This is a genomic window from Kitasatospora sp. NPDC127121 (genome assembly GCF_042677305.1).
In the GTDB taxonomy this organism is placed as follows: Bacteria; Actinomycetota; Actinomycetes; order Streptomycetales; family Streptomycetaceae; genus Kitasatospora.
Genome location: NZ_JBHXTQ010000102.1, coordinates 7649 through 27018, shown reverse-complemented (window position 1 = coordinate 27018; position 19370 = coordinate 7649). Strand labels below are relative to the sequence as shown.

The 19370-nt window shown below is 74.0% G+C and carries 18 protein-coding genes; 13 read left to right on the top strand and 5 right to left on the bottom strand.

What is annotated here, in order from left to right; genetic code table 11:
- The first annotated feature begins 103 nt into the window (after window positions 1-103).
- Window positions 104-1027 (top strand): serine/threonine dehydratase, encoded by a 924-nt coding sequence (locus tag ACFVHI_RS33475; protein ID WP_380345592.1) that lies wholly within the window; start codon window positions 104-106, stop codon window positions 1025-1027.
- Between the two features lie 105 nt (window positions 1028-1132).
- On the opposite strand, the gene ACFVHI_RS33470 is transcribed toward ACFVHI_RS33475, so the two are convergent.
- Entirely contained in the window at window positions 1133-2854 is a 1722-nt protein-coding gene (locus ACFVHI_RS33470) for an FAD-dependent oxidoreductase (RefSeq protein WP_380345590.1), read from the bottom strand.
- 206 nt (window positions 2855-3060) lie between these two features.
- On the opposite strand from ACFVHI_RS33470, the gene ACFVHI_RS33465 reads away from it, so the two are divergent.
- The 9 genes from ACFVHI_RS33465 (at window position 3061) to ACFVHI_RS33425 (ending at window position 10274) form a co-directional block, all read left to right on the top strand.
- Window positions 3061-4227, top strand: coding sequence for a SchA/CurD-like domain-containing protein (locus ACFVHI_RS33465; RefSeq protein WP_063350297.1), 1167 nt, complete (start codon window positions 3061-3063; stop codon window positions 4225-4227).
- Window positions 4228-4259: 32 nt separating this feature from the next.
- Window positions 4260-4685 (top strand): cupin domain-containing protein, encoded by a 426-nt coding sequence (locus ACFVHI_RS33460; protein WP_063350296.1) that lies wholly within the window; start codon window positions 4260-4262, stop codon window positions 4683-4685.
- The gene (locus ACFVHI_RS33455) at window positions 4682-5938 is read left to right on the top strand and encodes a beta-ketoacyl synthase (protein ID WP_063350295.1); all 1257 of its coding nucleotides are present in this window, start codon (window positions 4682-4684) and stop codon (window positions 5936-5938) included. Before ACFVHI_RS33460 ends, ACFVHI_RS33455 begins: the two co-directional genes overlap by 4 nt.
- A gap of 5 nt (window positions 5939-5943) precedes the next feature.
- A complete protein-coding gene (locus tag ACFVHI_RS33450; protein WP_063350294.1) occupies window positions 5944-7185 on the top strand; it encodes a beta-ketoacyl synthase N-terminal-like domain-containing protein in 1242 nt (413 codons plus the stop codon).
- 34 nt (window positions 7186-7219) lie between these two features.
- The gene (locus ACFVHI_RS33445) at window positions 7220-7483 is read left to right on the top strand and encodes an acyl carrier protein (RefSeq protein ID WP_063350293.1); all 264 of its coding nucleotides are present in this window, start codon (window positions 7220-7222) and stop codon (window positions 7481-7483) included.
- A 1-nt stretch (window position 7484) separates the two neighbouring features.
- A complete protein-coding gene (locus tag ACFVHI_RS33440) occupies window positions 7485-7940 on the top strand; it encodes an SRPBCC family protein (protein ID WP_063350292.1) in 456 nt (151 codons plus the stop codon).
- A gap of 5 nt (window positions 7941-7945) precedes the next feature.
- Entirely contained in the window at window positions 7946-8266 is a 321-nt protein-coding gene (locus ACFVHI_RS33435) for a TcmI family type II polyketide cyclase (RefSeq protein ID WP_063351612.1), read from the top strand.
- A 520-nt stretch (window positions 8267-8786) separates the two neighbouring features.
- Window positions 8787-9392, top strand: coding sequence for a hypothetical protein (locus ACFVHI_RS33430; protein WP_063350291.1), 606 nt, complete (start codon window positions 8787-8789; stop codon window positions 9390-9392).
- Window positions 9393-9551: 159 nt separating this feature from the next.
- Window positions 9552-10274, top strand: a complete 723-nt coding sequence (locus ACFVHI_RS33425) for a class F sortase (RefSeq protein ID WP_380345586.1) — start codon at window positions 9552-9554, stop codon at window positions 10272-10274.
- Between the two features lie 68 nt (window positions 10275-10342).
- On the opposite strand, the gene ACFVHI_RS33420 is transcribed toward ACFVHI_RS33425, so the two are convergent.
- Together ACFVHI_RS33420 and ACFVHI_RS33415 are read right to left on the bottom strand one after the other, a co-directional pair.
- Window positions 10343-11374, bottom strand: a complete 1032-nt coding sequence (locus ACFVHI_RS33420) for a methyltransferase (protein ID WP_063350289.1) — start codon at window positions 11372-11374, stop codon at window positions 10343-10345.
- A gap of 98 nt (window positions 11375-11472) precedes the next feature.
- Entirely contained in the window at window positions 11473-12546 is a 1074-nt protein-coding gene (locus ACFVHI_RS33415; RefSeq protein ID WP_380345584.1) for a nitrous oxide reductase family maturation protein NosD, read from the bottom strand.
- Between the two features lie 349 nt (window positions 12547-12895).
- On the opposite strand from ACFVHI_RS33415, the gene ACFVHI_RS33410 reads away from it, so the two are divergent.
- Complete coding sequence (locus ACFVHI_RS33410) at window positions 12896-13846, top strand: deoxyribonuclease IV (RefSeq protein ID WP_380345582.1); 951 nt, start codon at window positions 12896-12898, stop codon at window positions 13844-13846.
- Between the two features lie 138 nt (window positions 13847-13984).
- Here ACFVHI_RS33410 and ACFVHI_RS33405 read toward each other — a convergent pair whose 3' ends face one another.
- Window positions 13985-14191, bottom strand: a complete 207-nt coding sequence (locus ACFVHI_RS33405) for a hypothetical protein (RefSeq protein WP_063350286.1) — start codon at window positions 14189-14191, stop codon at window positions 13985-13987.
- 451 nt (window positions 14192-14642) lie between these two features.
- Between ACFVHI_RS33405 and ACFVHI_RS33400 the strand changes: the two genes are divergently transcribed.
- Together ACFVHI_RS33400 and ACFVHI_RS33395 are read left to right on the top strand one after the other, a co-directional pair.
- Window positions 14643-16025, top strand: coding sequence for an amino acid permease (locus ACFVHI_RS33400; protein WP_380345594.1), 1383 nt, complete (start codon window positions 14643-14645; stop codon window positions 16023-16025).
- A 237-nt stretch (window positions 16026-16262) separates the two neighbouring features.
- The gene (locus ACFVHI_RS33395; protein WP_380345580.1) at window positions 16263-16682 is read left to right on the top strand and encodes a hypothetical protein; all 420 of its coding nucleotides are present in this window, start codon (window positions 16263-16265) and stop codon (window positions 16680-16682) included.
- A gap of 66 nt (window positions 16683-16748) precedes the next feature.
- On the opposite strand, the gene ACFVHI_RS33390 is transcribed toward ACFVHI_RS33395, so the two are convergent.
- A complete protein-coding gene (locus ACFVHI_RS33390; protein WP_380345578.1) occupies window positions 16749-18578 on the bottom strand; it encodes an ABC transporter ATP-binding protein in 1830 nt (609 codons plus the stop codon).
- Window positions 18579-19370: the final 792 nt, after the last annotated feature.

Genomic DNA, 19370 nt, shown 5'->3' with positions numbered 1-19370 from the left:
CCCCGCCCCCGCCCCCCCCCCGACCGTGATCCTTTCCTCGTCCCGCGCCCGCGACGTACCGTCAAGCCCAGAGGCGACGCACCCGGCTTGAGGAGCAGGCACGATGGACCGATTGACGTACGACGAGGTCAAGGCCGCCGGTGAGCGGATCGCCGGGAGGGTGCGGCCGGTCGCGGTCGCCCCCGGGGACGACCACGGGCGGACCTGGCTGGCGCTGGAGTTCCTTCAGCACACCGGCAGCTTCAAGGCCCGCGGCGCGCAGAACTTCCTGCTCGCGCACGCCGAGGCGGGCACCCTGCCGGAGGCCGGGGTCACCATCGCCTCGGGCGGCAACGCCGGGCTGGCCTGCGCCTGGGCGGCGCGCGAGCTCGGCGTGCGCGCCACGGTGTTCCTGCCCGAGACGGCCTCCCCGGTGAAGCTGGCGCGGCTGCGCTCGTACGGCGCCGACGTGCGGCTGGTCGGCCGGGAGTACGCGGAGGCGCTGGCGGCCTGCGAGGAGTTCGCGGCGGGCAGCGGGGCGCTGGCCTCGCACGCCTACGACCACCCGCTGATCGCCGCCGGCGCGGGCACCGTGCTGGAGGAGATCAGCGCCCGGGTCCCCGGGCTGGACACGGTGGTGGTGTCGGTCGGCGGCGGCGGGCTGTTCGCCGGGGTGGCCGTCGCGGCCCGCGAGCACGGCGTCCGGGTGGTCGCGGTGGAGCCGGAGGGCAGCCGGGCCCTGCACGCCGCCCTCGCCGCCGGCCACCCCGTCGACGTCCCGGTGTCCTCCGTGGCCCAGGACGCCCTCGGCGCCCGCCGCGCCACCGCCCTCGCCGTCCACGCCGCCCGCCACGAGGGCGTCCGGTCCGTCCTGGTCGACGACGAGTCCATCGTGCGCGCCCGCCGCCGGCTCTGGGAGGACCACCGCATCGCCGTCGAGTACGCGGCCTCCACCGCCCTGGCGGCCCTCGACCACGCGGAGGGCGAGCGGGTCGCCGTCCTCCTGTGCGGCGCCAACACCGACCCGTCCGACCTCGCCACACCCTGACCGACGGCCGCCGGACGGCGGCTCCAGCCGCATCCGTCCCCCCACACACGAAGACCTGCCCGCCGGTTGCGAAACCGGCGGGCAGGTCCCGTTGTCGGCCACGCCCTACAGGCTCAGCACCGCCCGCAGGGCCCCGGCGACCTCCGCCTCCGGGTCGTCCGCCGCGCCCGTCGAGCGCCAGGCGACGAAGCCGTCCGGCCGGACCAGCACGGCGCCGGCCGGGCCGATCCCGTGCAGCTCCGCGAAGTCCGCGCCCGGCTCCGGCGCCAGGTCGTCCTCGGCGCCGCCGCCGATCCGGTAGGCGTCCAGCGGGACGGCCAGCCGGTCGGCCGCCCGCCGCGCCCCGGCCTGCCAGGCCGCGCCCTCGGGGCCGGTGAGCAGCACCATCGCCTGCTCGTACAGGTCCAGCGTGGACAGGCGCACGCCCGCCCGCAGCAGCCACTGGTGCGGGGCGCGGCTGCCCGGCTCCCCGGCCGACTCGAACTTCTCGGGGACGACCGCGCCCGCCGGGTCCGTCCCGGTCACCGCGCCCACCGGGTAGCGGTAGCCGAGCGCCACCCCGAGCACCCCGGTCTGCCGCCCGGCACCCGGCACCACCGCGTACCCGGGGTGGCTGTGCTCGGCCGAGCGGGCCGAGGCGCGCTCGCTGGTCACCTGCGCGACCGGGCGCCGCTCCTGCCCGTACGTCTCCAGCAGCTCCGGCCCGGCCCACCCGCAGAGCACCGCGGCGAGCTTCCAGGCCAGGTTGTGCGCGTCCTGGATGCCGGTGTTGGAGCCGAACGCGCCGGTCGGCGACATCTCGTGCGCGGAGTCCCCGGCGAGGAAGACCCGCCCGGCGCCGTACCGCTCGGCCACCCGCTCGGCGGCGTGCCAGGGCGCCCGGCCGGTCACCTCGACGTCGAGCTCCGGCAGGCCGACGGCGGTGCGGATGTGCCGCTCGCAGCGCTCGTCGGTGAACGCCTCCAGCGGCTCGCCGTGCTCGGGGTGCCAGGGCGCGTGGAAGACCCACTCCTCCTGGTTGTCCACCGGCAGCAGTGCGCCGTCCGCCTCCGGGTTGGTCAGGTAGCAGGCGATGAAGTGCCGGTCCCCGACCACGTCGGCCAGCCGCTTGGCGCGGAAGGTGATGCTGACGTTGTGGAACAGCTCGCCCTGGCCGCTCTGGCCGATGCCCAGGCGCTCGCGGGCCGGGCTGCGCGGGCCGTCCGCGGCGATCAGGTAGTCCGAGCGCACCCGGCGCTCCTCGCCGGTCTCCCGGCTGCGCAGCACCGAGGTGACGCCCTCGGCGTCCTGCTCGAAGGAGACCAGCTCGGTGTTGAAGCGGACGTCGCCGCCGAGGTCGCGGGTGGCGCGCAGCAGCACCGGCTCCAGGTCGTTCTGGCTGCACAGGCACCACGAGCTGGGGCTGAACCGGGCGAGCCGCCCGCCGGGGTCGATCTCCCGGAACAGCCACTCCTGCTCGGTGCCGGTCAGCGAGGGCGCCTGGAGGATGCCGTGGTTCGGGGCGAGGACCGACGCCGCCTCGCGGATCGCCGGCTCGATCCCGGCCACCCGGTACAGCTCCATCGTGCGGACGTTGTTGCCTCGGCCACGCGGGTGATGCGAGGTGTCGGCGTGCTTCTCGACCAGCAGGTGCCTGACACCCAGTCGGCCGAGGAAGAGCGAGGCCGACAGCCCGACCAGCGACCCTCCCACGATCAGGACCGGCACCCGGTCGTCAACCTTCGGATTCATCAATTGCTCCGCCCTGTCAGGGGATTCAGCGGACCGGTGGCTGGGATCGGGGCCGCCGTCGACGCGACCGCACGACCGGGGGCCCCGCTCTTCCATCCCCCGCCCGAGGGTGCTTGTGCCGCCTCTTCGCCCGGATGGCCCGCAAATATCGCGGCACCCCGGTACGCCGCTCACGATCGACTTCAGGCCTGGCGCCGACCGACCGGGCCGATCGCCGTCGCACCGCCCTCCCAAGCCGGGAGCACCCCCCGGACGCGGCCCACCGCGGCCCGCAACGTGCGGCCCAGAGCAGAAAGTGGACCATGACAACTCTGTCCGAACCGCAGCGGAAGCAGCAGGCCGACTCCGACACCCGGCTCCGGGTGGTACTGATGCTGGAGATCCAGGACGGCGCCCAGCAGCGCTTCCTCGACGTCTACGAGCAGCTGCGCCACCAGGTGGCCTCGGTGCCCGGCCATGTCAGCGACCAGCTGTGCCAGTCGATCAACGACCCCCGCCAGTGGCTGATCACCAGCGAGTGGGAGGACCAGGACACCTTCCTGGAGTGGGTGGACAGCCCCGCCCACCGCGAGATGGTCAAGCCGATGCACGGCTGCGTCAGCGACAACTTCCGCTCGCTGCGCTACGGCATCCTGCGCGAGACCTCGGCGGCCGGCTCCACCGGCACCCGGGCCCCGCTGGAGGTGCCGCCCGGCCTGCCGCGCACCGAGCCCGCCGGGCACGTCGGCCCGCCGAAGGCCGAGCCCGGCCCGGACGGCGTGGTCCGGCACGCGCTCACCTTCACGGTCAAGCCCGGCAGCGAGCACGAGGTGGCCCGGATCCTGTCCGGCTACGCCTCGCCCCGGGCCGAGGTGGACGAGCACACCCGGCTGCACCGCACCTCGCTGTTCATGCACGGCAACCGGGTGGTCCGGGCCGTCGAGGTGGTCGGCAACCTCGGCGACGCGCTGCGCCACGTGGCGATGCAGCCGGAGGTGCGGGCCGTCGAGGAGGCGATCAACCCGTACCTGGAGGAGGCCCGCCAGCTGGGCGACCCGCAGGCCGCGCGCGCCTTCTTCGCCCGGGCCGCGCTGCCGGCGAAGCACCAGGCGATCGCCAGCTCCCCGACCTCCGCCCGGCTGCACCGGCACGCCGTGCTGTACCCCGTCCGCCCGGGCGAGGGGCAGGCCGTCGCCGAGCTGCTCGCCGACTACGACAACCTCGCCACCGCCGACCCGACCGGCCCGGTCGCGGCCAGCACCGTGTTCCACCGGGCGGACGTGGTGGTGCGCCTGGTCGACCTGCGGGTGCCGGCCGAGGCCGACCCGGCGGCCGCCCTCGGCGTGGCGGGCGACCAGGAGGCCGCCGCGCTCGGCCGGCTGCTCGACCTCGGCCCGCAGGGCGACCTGCGCACCGCCACCGGGCTCGCCGCCGTCCTCGCCGCCCGCGCCATGAACCCGGTCACCGACCGCAGCTCGCAGGACAACTGAAGAACCAGCCGCATCTCTCGGAGGAAAACACCATGACCACGCAGTACCCACGGATCGTGCACGTCGACGAGGCACCGGAGAACCGTCGGCGCGGCGGCGACCTGCGCGCCATGCTCACCCCGACCACCTGCGGGGCGACCAGCGGGTTCATGGGGCTGGCGATCGTCCAGCCCGGCGAGCGGATCGGCGAGCACTACCACCCGTACTCCGAGGAGTTCGTGTTCGTGGTCAGCGGCGACCTGGAGGTGGACCTGGACGGCGAGAGCCGTCCGATCAAGCCCAACCAAGGCCTGATGATCCCGATCAACATGCGCCACCGCTTCCGCAACGTCGGCGACACCGAGGCCCGGATGGTGTTCCACCTCGGCCCGCTCGCCCCCCGCCCCGAGCTCGGCCACGTGGACACCGAGGAGACCGGCGCCGCCGGGCCGCCGGAACACGCCAAGGTGGCCTCGTGACCCGGCGCGTCGCCGTCACCGGGATCGGCGTCGTCGCGCCCGGCGGGGTCGGGGTCCGGGCGTTCTGGGAGCTCCTCACCGCCGGCCGCACCGCCACCCGGGGCATCACGCTCTTCGACCCCACCGGGTTCCGCTCCCGGATCGCCGCCGAGGTCGACTTCGACCCGGCGGCCCACGGGCTGAGCCCGGCGGACGTCCAGCGGGCCGACCGCTACGTGCAGTTCGCGATGGTCGCGGCGGACGAGGCGATCGCCGACGCGGGCCTGGACCTGGCCGCCGAGGACCCGTGGCGGATCGCCGTCTCGCTCGGCACCGCCGTCGGCGGCACCACCCGACTGGAGCACGACTACGCCCTGGTCAGCGCCGGCGGCGCCCGCTGGGACGTCGACCACCAGCGGGCCGAACCGCAGCTGCACCGGGCCTTCGCGCCCAGCACGCTGGCCTCCACGGTCGCCGAGCGCACCGGCGCGCACGGCCCGGTGCAGACCGTCTCCACCGGCTGCACCTCCGGCCTCGACGCGATCGGCTACGGCTTCCAGGCCGTCGAGGAGGGGCGCGCCGACATCTGCATCGCCGGCGCCTCCGACTCGCCGATCTCGCCGATCACCGTCGCCTGCTTCGACGCCATCAAGGCCACCAGCGAGCGCAACGACGACCCGGAGCACGCCTCCCGGCCCTTCGACGCCCACCGGGACGGCTTCGTCCTCGGCGAGGGCGGCGCCGTCCTGGTGCTGGAGGAACTGGAGCACGCCCGCCGCCGCGGCGCCCGGATCTACGGCGAGCTCGGCGGCTTCGCCACCTTCGGCAACGCCTACCACATGACCGGCCTCACCCAGGAGGGGCTGGAGATGTCCCGGGCGATCGACGACGCGCTCGCCCACGCCCGGGTGGACCGCACCGACGTCGGCTACGTCAACGCGCACGGTTCGGGCACCAAGCAGAACGACCGGCACGAGACCGCCGCCGTCAAGCGCTCGCTCGGCGCCCACGCCTACCGGACGCCGATGAGCTCCATCAAGTCGATGGTCGGGCACTCGCTCGGCGCGATCGGCGCCATCGAGGTGGTCGCCTGCACCCTGGCGCTGGCCCACGGCGTGGTGCCGCCGACCGCCAACTACGAGACTCCCGACCCGGAGTGCGACCTCGACTACGTGCCGCGCACCGCGCGCGAGCTGCCGCTGAGCCACATCCTCTCGGTCGGCAGCGGATTCGGCGGATTCCAGTCCGCCGTCGTGCTCAACAGAACGGGGTGAGTGTCATGACGTCACGTCAGCAGGGCCGCCGGGCGGTGGTCACCGGCCTCGGCGTGGTGGCGCCGAACGGCGTTGGGGCCGACGCCTTCTGGAAGGCCACCAGGCAGGGCGTGAGCGTCCTCGACCGGATCACCCGCGAGGGCTGCGACGGGCTGCCGCTGCGCGTCGCCGGCCAGGTGCGGGACTTCGACCCGCGGGCCGCGATCGACAGCCGGTACCTGGTGCAGACCGACCGGTTCACGCACTACGCGATGGCCGCCGCCGACCTGGCGGTGGCGGACGCCGGGTTCCACCCCGACCCCGAACATCCCTTCGCGGTCGGGGTGGTGACCGCGGCCGGCTCCGGCGGCGGCGAGTTCGGCCAGCGCGAGCTCCAGCAGCTCTGGGGCCAGGGGCCGCAGTTCGTCGGCCCGTACCAGTCCATCGCCTGGTTCTACGCGGCCAGCACCGGCCAGATCTCGATCCGCGGCGGCTACAAGGGCCCGTGCGGGGTGGTCGCCAGCGACGAGGCCGGCGGCCTGGACGCGCTCGCGCACGCGGCCCGCACGATCGAGCGCGGCACCGACGCGGTGGTGGCCGGCGCCGCCGAGGCACCGCTGGCGCCGTACTCGATGGTCTGCCAGCTCGGCTACCCGGAGGTCAGCCTCGCCGGGCAGCCCGACCGGGCCTATCTGCCGTTCACCGCGCAGGCCTGCGGCTTCGCCCCCGCCGAGGGCGGCGCGATGCTGCTGCTGGAGGACGAGCAGGCGGCCCGGCGGCGCGGTGCCGCCGTCCGGGCCCACCTGGCCGGGCACGGCTCCACCTTCACCGGGGCCTCCCGCTGGGAGGAGTCCCGCGAGGGGCTGGCCGCCGCGATCCGCATCGCGCTGGACGAGGCCAGGATCGCGCCCGAGGAGATCGACGTGGTCTTCGCGGACGCGCTCGGCGTCCCGGCCGCCGACCGGGCCGAGGCGCTCGCACTGGCCGACGCGCTCGGCCCGGCGGCCGAACGCGTCCCGGTCACCGCCCCCAAGTCCGGCACCGGACGGGCCTACTGCGGCGCGCCGCTGCTGGACGTGGCGGCCGCCGTCCTGGCCATGGAGGACGGCGTGCTGCCGCCCACCCCGAACGTCACCGAGGTCAGCCACGACCTCGCCCTGGTGACCGGCCGCGCCCGTCCGGCCGAACTGCGCACCGCACTGGTGCTCAGCCGCGGGCTGATGGGTTCCAACTCCGCGCTGGTGCTCCGGTGCGGAGACCGGCCCTGAGACCGCACCCGCAATTCCACCGAAGGGACACCCCGTGAGCAACACCCTCAGCTATCCCGAGCTGGCCGCCCTGATCCAGGCCCGGGCCGGCGTCACCGTCGACCCGCTCCACCTGGAGCGCCCGGGCGCGCAGTTCGACGAGTTCGGCGTCGACTCGCTCGGCCTGCTCGGCGTCGTCGGCGAACTGGAGAACCGGCACGGCCTCAAGGTCACCTCGGGCGCCGAGTCCGCCAAGACCCCGGCCGAGTTCCTGGAGCTCGTCAACACCTCCCTCCTCTCCCCGAAAGCTGGTGCCTGAGATGCCCGGACACACCGACAACGAGATCGTCATCGCCGCCCCCCTCGACCTGGTCTGGGAGATCACCAACGACCTGGAGAACTGGCCGGACCTCTTCAGCGAGTACGCCTCGGTGGAGGTGCTGGAGCGCGACGGCGACAGCGTCCGCTTCCGGCTCACCATGCACCCGGACGAGAACGGCCAGGTGTGGAGCTGGGTCTCCGAGCGCACCACCGACAAGTCCTCGCTCGCGGTGCGCGCCCGCCGGGTCGAGCCCGGCCCGTTCGAGTTCATGGACATCCGCTGGGAGTACGCGGAGGTCCCGGCCGGGACGAGGATGCGCTGGATCCAGGACTTCGCGATGAAGCCCACTGCCCCGGTCGACGACCACGGCATGGTCAACCACATCAACCGCAACTCCCGGATCCAGCTGGAGCTGATCCGCGAGAAGGTCGAGAAGCGGGCGGCGGAGCGGTGACCGGGATGCACCGCGCCCTGATCGTCGCCCGGATGAAGCCGGAGGCGGCACCGGACATCGCCGAGGTGTTCGCCACGTCCGACCAGGGTGAACTGCCGCACCTGATCGGCGTCACCGGCCGCAGCCTGTTCCAGTTCGGCGACGTCTACCTGCACCTCATCGAGGCCGACCGCCCGCCGGGCCCGGCCGTCGCCAAGGTCATCGGCCACCCGGAGTTCCGGTCCGTCAGTGACCAGCTGACCGCCTTCGTCCAGGCCTACGACCCGGCCACCTGGCGCGAGCCGAAGGACGCCATGGCGCACGAGTTCTACCGCTGGGACCGCTGACCCCGTCCCACCCGTCCCGCTCGTCCTGGGCCCGCCCCCGGCCATCCGCCGGGGGCGGGCCCACGTGTGCGTCCGGCCCGATCGGACGTGGCGTCAGTGCCACCCACGCCCGCCCGACGCGGCGTCAGTGCCACCCACGCCCGCCCGACGGCACGTCAGCACCATCCGAGCCGCCCGACGCGGCGTCAGCGCCTTCCCGGGCCTGCCCGACGCGGCGTCAGCATCGTCCCGGACCCGCCCGACGCGGCGTCAGCGCCTTCGGGACGGACCGACACGCCGTCAGCACAGGACCGACTCGGCCCGGACCGCCGCGAATCCTTTTCACCCGTCTCACTGGGGCGCCCGGGTGAACCGGGCCGGGACTCCACTCGAATCGAGCACAGTCCGTACCCAAGTCGCCACTCTCCGGTGGCGGCGGACGTCGCGGTGGTTGACGGTGAATCAGACGCAGTTCCCACGAATTCCCTTGTCCGGCGCCGTGCCGGCGATCGCGGGCCTGTGTATCGGAAGGATCAACCTCATGCGTTCTGCACGCACTCTGCTCGCCGGGGCGGCTGTCGCCGCCGTTCTCACCGTCGGCACCCCCATGGCCTTCGCCGACGGCTCCGCCGACCAGGCGAAGAGCCTCACCTCGCAGGACCAGTCCGACCGCGGCGACGAGCACGGTCGCGGCGACGACCGGGGCGACGAGCACGGCCGCGGCGAGGGTCGCGGCGACGAGCACGGCCGCGGCGAAGGCCGTGGCGACGAGCACGGCCGTGGCGAGGGTCGCGGCGACGAGCACGGCCGCGGCGAAGGCCGTGGCGACGAGCACGGCCGTGGCGAGGGCCGTGGCGACGAGCACGGTCGCGGCGAAGGCCGTGGCGACGACAAGGGCGGCGAGGGCCGCGGCGGCGACAAGGGCGGCGAGGGCCGCGGCGGCGAGCACGGCCGTGGTGGCGAGCACGGCCGCAAGGGCCCGCACGGCGGCGTGCACGCCGGCGGTGGCGGCCTGGCGATGGTCGAGACCGGCACCACGCTGTCCGGTGGCGGCCTCGCCTCCGGCGCCGTCCTCCTGATCGGCGGCCTCGGGGCCGGCGCGTACGCGCTGCGCCGCAACCGCCGCAACACCGGCGCCACCATCTGACGTCCGGCATCTGACGCCGCCCCCACGCGCCTCCCCACCAGGGCGGCGCGCACGGGGGCGGCGGGTCGTTTTGGACCTTCTGGACCTTTTCGGGCCGTCACCGGCCCGGCTGCGCATGGGAATGGAGAAAGAGGAGCGATGGGCGGTCCCGTCCCTGGAATGTCCCGACTGCTGCGCACCGGCATCGGTGCGGCGGCGGTCGGTCTGCTGCTGATGTACAACTCGGTCGACACCACGCCGCGAGCCAACTCGGCGTCCCGCATGACCCGTCCCCCGGCGATCGTCGCGCCGGCCACCCCCCGCCCGTCCCCACCGGCCACCACCCCCGCGGACGCCCCCACGGACGCCCCCGCGGAGGCCACCGCGGAGGCCCCCGCGGAGGCCACCCAGGACCCGGCCCCTGCGCCACCGTCGCTGGGCCGCGCCAACCCGACCCGGCTGCGGATCCCGCAGATCGGCGTCGACGCCCCGTTCACCGAGCTGACGCTCGATCCGGAGGGCCAGCTCACCGCGCCGCCGCCGGACGACGACAACCTGGTCGGCTGGTACCGGGACGGCGTCTCCCCGGGCGAGCTCGGCAGCTCGGTGGTCGCCGGGCACGTGGACACCACCACGGGCCCGGCGGTGTTCGTGATGCTGAGCCAGCTGCAACCGGACCAGCAGATCGAGGTGGGGCGCGCGGACGGCACGGTCGCGGTGTTCTCGGTGGACTCGGTGGAGGCCTTCCCCAAGAACGCCTTCCCGGACGACAAGGTGTACGGCCAGACGCCCGACGCCCAGCTGCGGCTGATCACCTGCGGCGGTACGTACGACAAGGGCCAGAAGGACTACTCGGACAACGTGGTGGTCTTCGCGCACCTGGATTCCTCGCACCCGGCCTGACCGGCAACGCGAACGACCGCCGCCCCCAACTTCCGGGGGACGGCGGTCGTTCGCGTGCGGGCCGGTGCTCAGCCGCGCACGGTGGCCTCGAAGGCGTGCAGGTAGGGGTTGACCGGGTGGACGTCCGCGACGTCCAGTCCGGCGTCCTCCATCAGCCGCACCATGCTCTCCTTGGAGTGCTTGGCCCCGCCGACGTTGAGCAGCAGCATCAGGTCCATCGCGGTGGTGAAGCGCATCGACGGGCTGTCGTCGACCAGGTTCTCCACCACCACGACGCGGGCGCCGGGCCGGGCCGCGGCGACCACGTTGGCGAGGGTGCGGCGGGTGCTCTCGTCGTCCCACTCCAGGATGTTCTTGATGATGTAGAGGTCGGCGCGGACCGGGATCTCCACCCGGCAGTCACCGGGCACCAGCCGGGCGCGGGCCGAGAAGGCGCCGCCGTCCTGGAGCCGGGGTTCGGCGCCGGCGACCACCTTGGGCAGGTCGAGCAGGGTGCCGTGCAGCGCCGGGTGCTTCTCCAGCAGGCTGGCCAGCACGTGCCCCTGGCCGCCGCCGATGTCCGCCACCGAGTCGACGCCGGTGAGGTCCAGGTACTCGGCGAGGTCGTGGGCGGACTGCCGGCTGGAGGCGGTCATCGCCTTGTCGAAGACCTTCGCGGAGTCGCCCGCGTCGCTGTGCAGGTAGTCGAAGAACTCCTTGCCGAACAGCTCGGGGAAGACGTTGCGGCCGGAGCGGACCGCCTCGTCCAGCTTGGGCCAGGCCTCCCAGGTCCACGGCTCGGTGCACCAGAGGGAGATGTAGCGCAGCGAGTTGGGGGCGTCCTCGCGCAGCAGGCGGGACATCTCGGTGTGCTCGAAGCGGTCGTCGGAGGTCTCGGAGAAGATGCCGTAGCAGGTGAGCGCGCGCAGCAGGCGGCACAGCGGCAGGGGCTCGGTGTCGAGGGCGGCGGCGAGTTCGGTGACGCTGGTCGGGGTGTCGCCGAGCACGTCGGCGACGCCGAGCCGGGCGGCCGCGCGGACGGCGGCGGCGCAGGCGGCGCCGAAGACGAGCTCGCGCAGGCGCATCGCGGCCTGGGGAGTGGGGGGCGGTGCGATGGTCATGGGAGGTCTTCCTTGTCGACGGGGGCGGGGGTGCCGGGGGCGCGTGCCGGGAGCGGTTCGTACCAGGTGCGGGTCGTACCGGGTGCGGGTGCCGCGGTTCAGCAGCGGCCGGACGGATCGGACCGCGCGCAGGTGTTGCGGGCGAACGCGTTCTCGCCGGTGTCGCGGTCGGCGATGTCGGCCGGGCTGTTGCCGCTCAGGTGGTTGTCGGCGACGGTGTTGCGGGCGTTGGGGACGCCGACGGCGCTCTTGAAGAGGACGATCCCGCCGGAGAAGTCCGAGCTGCCGACGTTGTCGTGGACCTCGTTGTCGGTGACCCGGGTGTCCTCGACCCCGGTGAGCACGATGCCCGCGCCCTGGATGGCGCCCAGCCGCGGGTTGGCCGGGCAGAACATGTTGTTGGCGACGACCCGGTTGCGCCGCACGTCGAGGTCCCCGGCCCGGGGCACGCCCTCGTCGCCGACCACGAAGACGCCGGCGCAGTTGCCGCGGAGCTCGTTGTCCTGGACGGCCAGCCCGCGCAGTCGGCGGACGGTGACGCCGACCCGGTTCTCGGTCAGCTCGTTGCCCTCCACGACGGTGCCCCCGGTGTCGGGCGCGCCGCCCTCGCGGTAGGCGTAGTTGGCGAGGAAGACACCGGACTGGCCGTTGCGGGTCGCGCGGTTGCCGACGATCCGGGCCCGGGTGGAGATCTCCTGGCTGATGCCCTGCTGGGCGTTGTCGTGGACGTAGGTGTCGCGCACGGTCAGGCCGGTGGTGCCGCTGGCGTCGATGCCGTTCTTGCGGAAGCCGGTGACGGCGAGGGTCTCGATGGTGACGTCAGACAGCGGGGCCGCCTCGGTGCCGTCCACGCAGAGGCCGTGTCCGGCGGTAGCGCAGGCGTTCTCGGTGCCGTCCCCGGGGGTGATCACGCTGTCCGCGCCAGCGCCGCGCAGGGTGAGGCCCGGGGTGGTGATGCGGACGCTGCCGGGGTAGGTGCCGGCGAGCAGTTGGACAGTGTCGCCGGGGAGGGCGGCGTCGACGGCCTGCTGAATCGATTCGCCCGGCTGGACGACGTGCAGGCCGTCGGCGGCGTGGGCCGCGGGCGCGGCGGCCAGGGTGGCGAGGACGGTGGTCAGGGCGGTGGCGGCGGCGGTGGCCGCGGCGAAGTGGTGGACCCGTCGCGTGGGCATGAGTGGTGACCTGTTCTTTCCGGCGCGCTCGCCGGTGTGCGGCCGGAGCCTGCCGGGCGGCGCGCTAGGTACGCGGTGTCTGTTCTTACACGGTGTGCTTGGGCAGTGACGGCCGGTGGGTGCGGCCGACTCGACGCTATGGGCCGCCGGGTGGGCCCGCCACCAGGGCTGGGCTGCGGGACTGACGGGGCGTCGGCCGGTGGTGGGACGGCCCGGCGTGGCGCGTGCGGCGCGGCGCGCTCCGAGCCGCGCCGCACGGCACGCCACCGGACCGACCCCGGCACCACCCCCGGCACCGCCGGCCGGGCCGCGTGCCACCGCCGGCCGGCGGCGTGACATCCTCGGGGCCATGACCACCGCACCCGCAGCGCCCCTCGGCACCCTCCGCAACCCGGTCGGCGCCCACGTCCCGGTGGCCGCCCGCGGGCTGGCCGGCACGGGGCTGGCGTACGCGCGCCGGGTCGGCGCCGAGACCGTGCAGGTGTTCGTGGCCAACCCGCGCGGCTGGGCCACTCCGCCGGGCAACCCCGCGCAGGACGAGGAGTTCCGGGCGGCCTGCGCCGAGCAGGGACTCCCCGCCTGGGTGCACGCGCCGTACCTGATCAACTTCGGCTCGGACAACCCGGCCACCCGCGAGCGCTCGGCCGACTCGCTGCGGCACTCGCTGCGCCGCGGCCACGCGATCGGCGCACTGGGCGTCGTCCTGCACACCGGCTCGGCGGTCGGCACGGCGCCCGGCGGCGGCTCCCGGCGGGCCGAGGCGATGGCACAGGTCCGGGCCGACGTGCGGCCGCTGCTGGACGAACTGGACGCCCTCGGCGAGGACGCGCCCTGGCTGCTGCTGGAGCCGACGGCTGGCCAGGGCAGCTCGCTCTGCTCCCGGCTGGAGGAGCTCGCCGAGTACGTCGAGGCGCTGGACGGGCACCCGAAGGTCGGCGTCTGCCTGGACACCTGCCACGCCTTCGCCGCCGGGCACGACCTGGCCGTACCGGGCGGGGTGACGGCCGCGCTGGACGCCCTGGCGTCGGCGGCCGGGCCGGGCCGGCTGCGGCTGATCCACGCCAACGACTCCGAGGACGTCGTCGGCGCGCGCAAGGACCGGCACGCCAACATCGGCGCCGGGATGATCGGCGCGGAACCGTTCCGCGAGCTGTTCGAGCACCCGGAGACGGCCGGTGTCCCGCTACTGGTGGAGACCCCGGACCGCAAGCACGGCGGGGACGGCACCGGCCACACGATGGACATCGCCGTACTGAAGGAACTGCGCGAGCGGGCCGCCGCCCCCGCCCGACCGTCCTGACCTGCTCGGGCCGCCGTCCCGACCGGCCCGCCCGACCGGTCCGGCAGCGCGCCGCACGGCACCGCACCGCGCCTCGCCGCGCGGACAGCCGTGAGCCCGGAGGCCCACAGCGGCCCCCGGGCTCCGAGCTCGGACGGATCAGCCCTCGCTGTGCTCGTGGTAGTTGAACCAGTTGGCGTGCGGGCCGAACAGGCCGACACCCGCCGAACCGGACTCCAGGCCCTGCCCGGAGGACGGCACCGGCGTGTGGCCGAACGCCATGGCCGAGGTCGGCACGGCCACCACGGCGGCACCCGTCACGGCCACGATCACCGCGAGCTTGCGGATCTTCCCACGAAGCGACATCTACTGTCCCCTAGTTCGTCTCTGGTCCTCTGACCCGCGCCCCCGACCGGCCACGTCGACCGCCCGCAGGCTGGGCGACGCCCCACGGGGAGGCGCCGGGCCAACGTTTGCACACGAACGCGCACGCGCCGCGGCACGCCGCAACCCGGCTGAGGCATCCGGGTGACGACATCCCTCCCCCGGGTGAACGCCCTCGGACACCCGGCCGCACGCCGAACGGCCGCGCCGGACCGGCACTGGACGAGCGCCCGTCCGACCGGCGCAGGACGAGTGCCCGCCGGAGCGGCACAGGACGAGTGCCCGTCCGACCGGCGCGGGACCGCAAGTCTTGCGGTGACATGCCAGGCCGACTGAACAAATCCCATCGATTTGGTACAGAGCGCCACCCGGTTCGAGCATGAACGGTGGCTCCACCGAGCACGAGCAGGACCACGAAAGGCGCACCACCCTCATGCAGACCAGCCCGGCCGCACCCCGGCAGGCGACCCGACCGAGCCCGCCGCAGACGCCGGAAGCGGTCACCGCGACACCCCGCAAGGGCGGCCGCTTCGGCCTGCCGACCGCCACCGCCCTGGTGATGGGCAACATCATCGGCGGCGGCATCTTCATGATCCCCGCCGCCGTGGCCCCCTACGGGACGGTCAGCCTGGTCTCCTTCGTCGTCCTGACCGTGGGCGCGATCGCCCTCGCGCTCGTCTTCGGGCAGCTCGCGCGCCGCAACCCGCGCACCGGCGGGCCCTACATCTACGCCCGGGAGGCCTTCGGGGACTTCGCCGGGTTCCTGTCGGCCTGGTCGTACTGGATCACCACCTGGGTCAGCAACGCCGCGCTCGCGGTCGCCGCCGTCGGCTATCTCGACGTGCTGCTGCCCGTCGGCCACTCCATCGGGCTCAGCATCGCCGCCGCGATGGCCTTCCAGTGGCTGCCCGCGCTGGCGAACCTGGCCGGCACCCGCTACGTCGGCGCCGTCCAACTCGTCTCCACCGTCCTCAAGTTCATCCCGCTGCTGCTGGTCTCGGTGGGCGGTCTGGGCTTCTTCGACGCGCGCAACCTGGGCCCCTTCGACGCCACCGGGCACGGCTGGGCCGGCGGGATGACGGCGGCCGCGGCCATCCTGCTCTTCAGCTACCTGGGCGTGGAGTCGGCCGCGATGAGCGCCGGCCAGGTCCGCGATCCGGAGCGCAACGTCGGGCGGGCCAGCGTGCTCGGCACGGCCGGTGCGGCGGTGGTCTACCTGCTGGGCACGCTCGCGGTCTTCGGCACCGTCGCCCACGACCGGCTGATCCACTCCACCGCGCCGTTCTCGGACGCCGTGGACGCCATGTTCGGCGGCACGTGGGGCGGCACGGCCATCGCCGTCGCCGCGCTCGTCTCGATGACCGGCGCGCTCAACGGCTGGACGCTGCTGGCCGCCCAGGCGCCGTACGCGGCCGCCAAGGACGGGCTGTTCCCGGCCGCCTTCGCCAAGGAGCGGCGCGGCGTCCCGGTGTTCGGCGTCGTGACCAGCGTCGCGCTGGCCTCGGTGCTGACCATCCTCAACTTCGCCACCGGCGCCAAGGGCGCGTTCAACATCCTGGTGCTGGTCACCACCTTCACCGCGACCGTCCCGTACCTGCTCTCCACCGCCGCGCAGCTGTACTGGCTGGTGCGCGGCATGCCCGACAAGGTCTCCGGGGGCCGGCTCGCCCGGGACGCGGTGCTGGGCCTGGGCGCCTTCGGCTTCTCCCTGTGGCTGGTGGCCGGCGCCGGTTACGCGGCCGTCTATCAGGGCGTGCTGTTCCTGTTCGCCGGGATCCTGGTCTACGTCTGGATGGCGGCCCGCCGCCGGGACTGACGGCCCGAGGGCCGGTGCCTCGGCGGCTCGGAGTAACGAGTTCCTGACGGATCGTCACGCGCCTTGCCGGAGGCGGCAGATGTGGACATCCTTGGCCGGAGGTTTCCCTCCCGGGCGGCTCCGCGCCATCGGCCGGGCCGCCCGCACCGGATAGACGGGAGGCCGGAACCTCCGCACCCTGCACCGCCGTTCCACGCGAACCTCCGTTTCCGTGAACCTTCGAGTACCGGGAGTGCCATGAAGATCCTGAGGCTGTTGACAGCCCCCGCCGCCGTCCTCGCCCTGACCGCCGGCACCGTCACCGCCGCCGCAGCGGCCCCGGCACGGCCGGCCCTGAACGACGTCGTGGTCCTCGGCGCCGCCTCCAACGGCCAGACCGTGCAGGTCCACCCGGGTGACGTGGTCCAGATCAACCTGCCTCCCTACCGCGACAGCACCGTCACCTGGCTGTCCTCCGTCCCGGCGACGACCGCGCCCTCGGTGCTGCCGCAGACCTCCGGCAGCACCGACCCCGACAACACCGCGCACGCGACCTTCAACGCGGCCGCCGCCGGGACGAGCGACATCACCTGGATCTGGCGCTGCGCCTTCCCGGACCGCGGCTCGGCCTGCCCGCCGTTCGTCTACTACCTGCGGACCACCATCGTCGTCTCCTGACCGCACGCACTCGAACGGCCGGGGTCCGCAGCCTGCGGATCCCGGCCGTTCGGGTGGGGGCGAAGGTCACCCGGGCCCGTGGTCCCGCTCACCGGGAAGCCCCGCCTCGGACACGTTCACCGCGACGGCCTCCGGGCGCCCGGCGGCCGATTCCGCGAAGCGGGGGCGCGGAGCGTCCGGCGGCTGGAGGGTGAGGACGTGGTCGGCCAGCGGGAGGAAGGCCGGGTCGTGGGTGATCAGGATCGTGGTGCGGCCCGCCATCAGGCGGCGCAGCGGGGGGATCAGCTGCTGGACGGTCTTCGGGTCCAGGCCGGTGGTGGGTTCGTCCAGGACGAGGACCGGCGCGCCGCGCAGGAAGGCCCGGGCGATGGCGACGCGCTGGGCCTGCCCGCCGGAGAGCTGGAAGCCCTCGTCGCCGATGACCGTGCCGTAGCCCTGCGGCAGCGCGGTGATGAAGCCGTGGGCGCCGGCGCTGCGGGCGGCGCGTTCGATCTCCTCCTGCGGGGCGTCGGGCCTGCCGTAGGCGATGTTGTCCCGGATGGTCGCGTGGAAGAGCTGCGCCTGCTGGGGCAGGAAGCTCATCGCCCCGCGCAGCGAGGCGATGGTCAGGTCCTGGATGTCGGCGCCGTCGAGGCGGACGGTACCGGCCTGCGGGTCCAGGAAGCGGACCAGGAGCTTGGCGAGCGTGGACTTGCCGCTGCCGCTGGGGCCGATGACGGCCAGAACCTTGCCGGGGCTGACGTCGAAGCTGACGTCGGACAGCACCGGGGCGTCGTAACTGCCGGGGTAGGCGACATGGACGCCCTCGAAGGAGACCCGGCCGCGGACCGCGCCGGCGTCCCGCGCGGCGGGGCTCTCCCGGACCGGACTGGACAGGTCGTGGATCTCCAGCAGGCGTTCGCCCGAGGCACAGGCCGCGCCCGCGAGCGGGACGAGCCCGGCGAGCTGCTGGATCGGCTCGAACAGCTGCGCCATGAAGGCGGCGAAGGCGAGCAGACCACCCAGGCTCAGCTCGCCGCGGATCACCTGGAGCGCGCCGACGCCCACCACGACCAGCCCCGCGAGCATCTGGAGAACGTTGAGGAGGGGCTGGTAGAGGTCGGACATCCGGGCGGCGGAGAGCTCGGCGTCCAGCAGGGCCTTTCCCTCGCGGTGCACCCGCTCGACCTCGCGCTCCTCCTGGCCGCAGGTGCGGGTGACCACCACGTTGCGCAGCGTCTCCTCCAGCAGCGCGGTCACGCCGCCGGCGCGGCGCTGGACCTGCCGCTCCCGGATGCGGATGCGGCGCCCGAAGAAGCCGGTGGTGAAGATGAACAGCGGCGCGACGATCAGCGCCGCCAAGGTGAGGGGCCAGCTCAGGTAGAACGCCGCGCCGGCGAACAGCACCAGGCTGGTCGAGGCCACCGCGCCCTCGACCAGGCCGGTCGCGACCATCTGCTCGATCGTCGCGATGTCGGCGGTCATCCGGGCCACCAGGTCGCCGCGCCAGCGGGTCTCCAAGGTGTCGGGCGGCAGGGTGTGCAGATGGGCCAGTGTGCCGGTCCGGAGCCGGAGCAGGTAGCGCTCGGCGATCCAGGTGCCGGTGTAGGTGCCCGCGAAGGTGAACAGCGCCGCCGCCGCGGCCGCGGCGAGCATCGTGCCACCGAGCGGCCAGAACTCGGCGAAGTGCCGCGGCACCAGGACTTCGTCGATCAGGTCCTTGAACATCCAGACCGAGACGACCTCGCCGAAGGCGCCGAGAACGAGCAGCACCGCGCTCAGCGGCAGCCAGCGCACGTCCGGTCGGACCCACGGCCAGAACCGCCGGAACAGCTCACGCAGCGAGATGACGGGCGAGTCCGCCACCGGCCCCTGGTCGATGGCCCGGTCGGCTGCCCGGTCCTCCGGACCCCCCATGGGCGTCGCACCGTGCATGGAGGAACCCCACTCAGGATGAGGGGCCGGCGGTGATACCGCCGGCCCCAGGGATGGGTGTCATGCCGGGCTGTTAAGCACAGCCCGGACCGCCCTTATCTGTCACCAGAAGCCAAACCGACGACGGCGGCCGTGGCGACGGCGGCGACGGTCACGTTCACGTCCGCGACCGCGGTCCCTGCGGTTGAAGTAACTCATCACGACTCCATTTCTTCCCTTGCATTGGCACGCCGCACGTCCACGGCCGACGCCGACGGCGCGGACCCGGGGAGCACGACAGAGACTGCCGTTGCCGTGAGACAGCCCTAAGCGGCGGGCACGTCAGGGATGTGCCTGCCAGAGCCGTTCTCACATCTCCAGTATCCGCCTGACGCCCCGGCTCGCAGCTTCTGGACGGCAACCGCGAACGGTCCTCGGCATGCAAAGGGCCCCCCGACAGGACCGCCCGACCCACGCCTCGACAGCCGGTTCCGGCCCTCCCGCCCGGCCCCCCGACGAGCCGGGTCGGGCGAGGATCCGCCCGGTCGACTCCTCGACTGACCCACCGTCAAGTGCCGTTCGTCCGGCGTCTCGAAACAGCCACCCCCGCGCACCGAGCGCCGCCGCCCACCGGTCGACCGCAGGCCCCCGCGACGACGGCTTCGGCGCGAGCCCCCGTCCCCCGCGCCCCTCCCCGAGGACCCCCGCCCGGGCCGCCGACCCCGCCCGCCGAGGCCTACCCGGGTGACGATCCATCAAGATCACGCTGTGTCTTTCATGGACTACTCCCTGTAG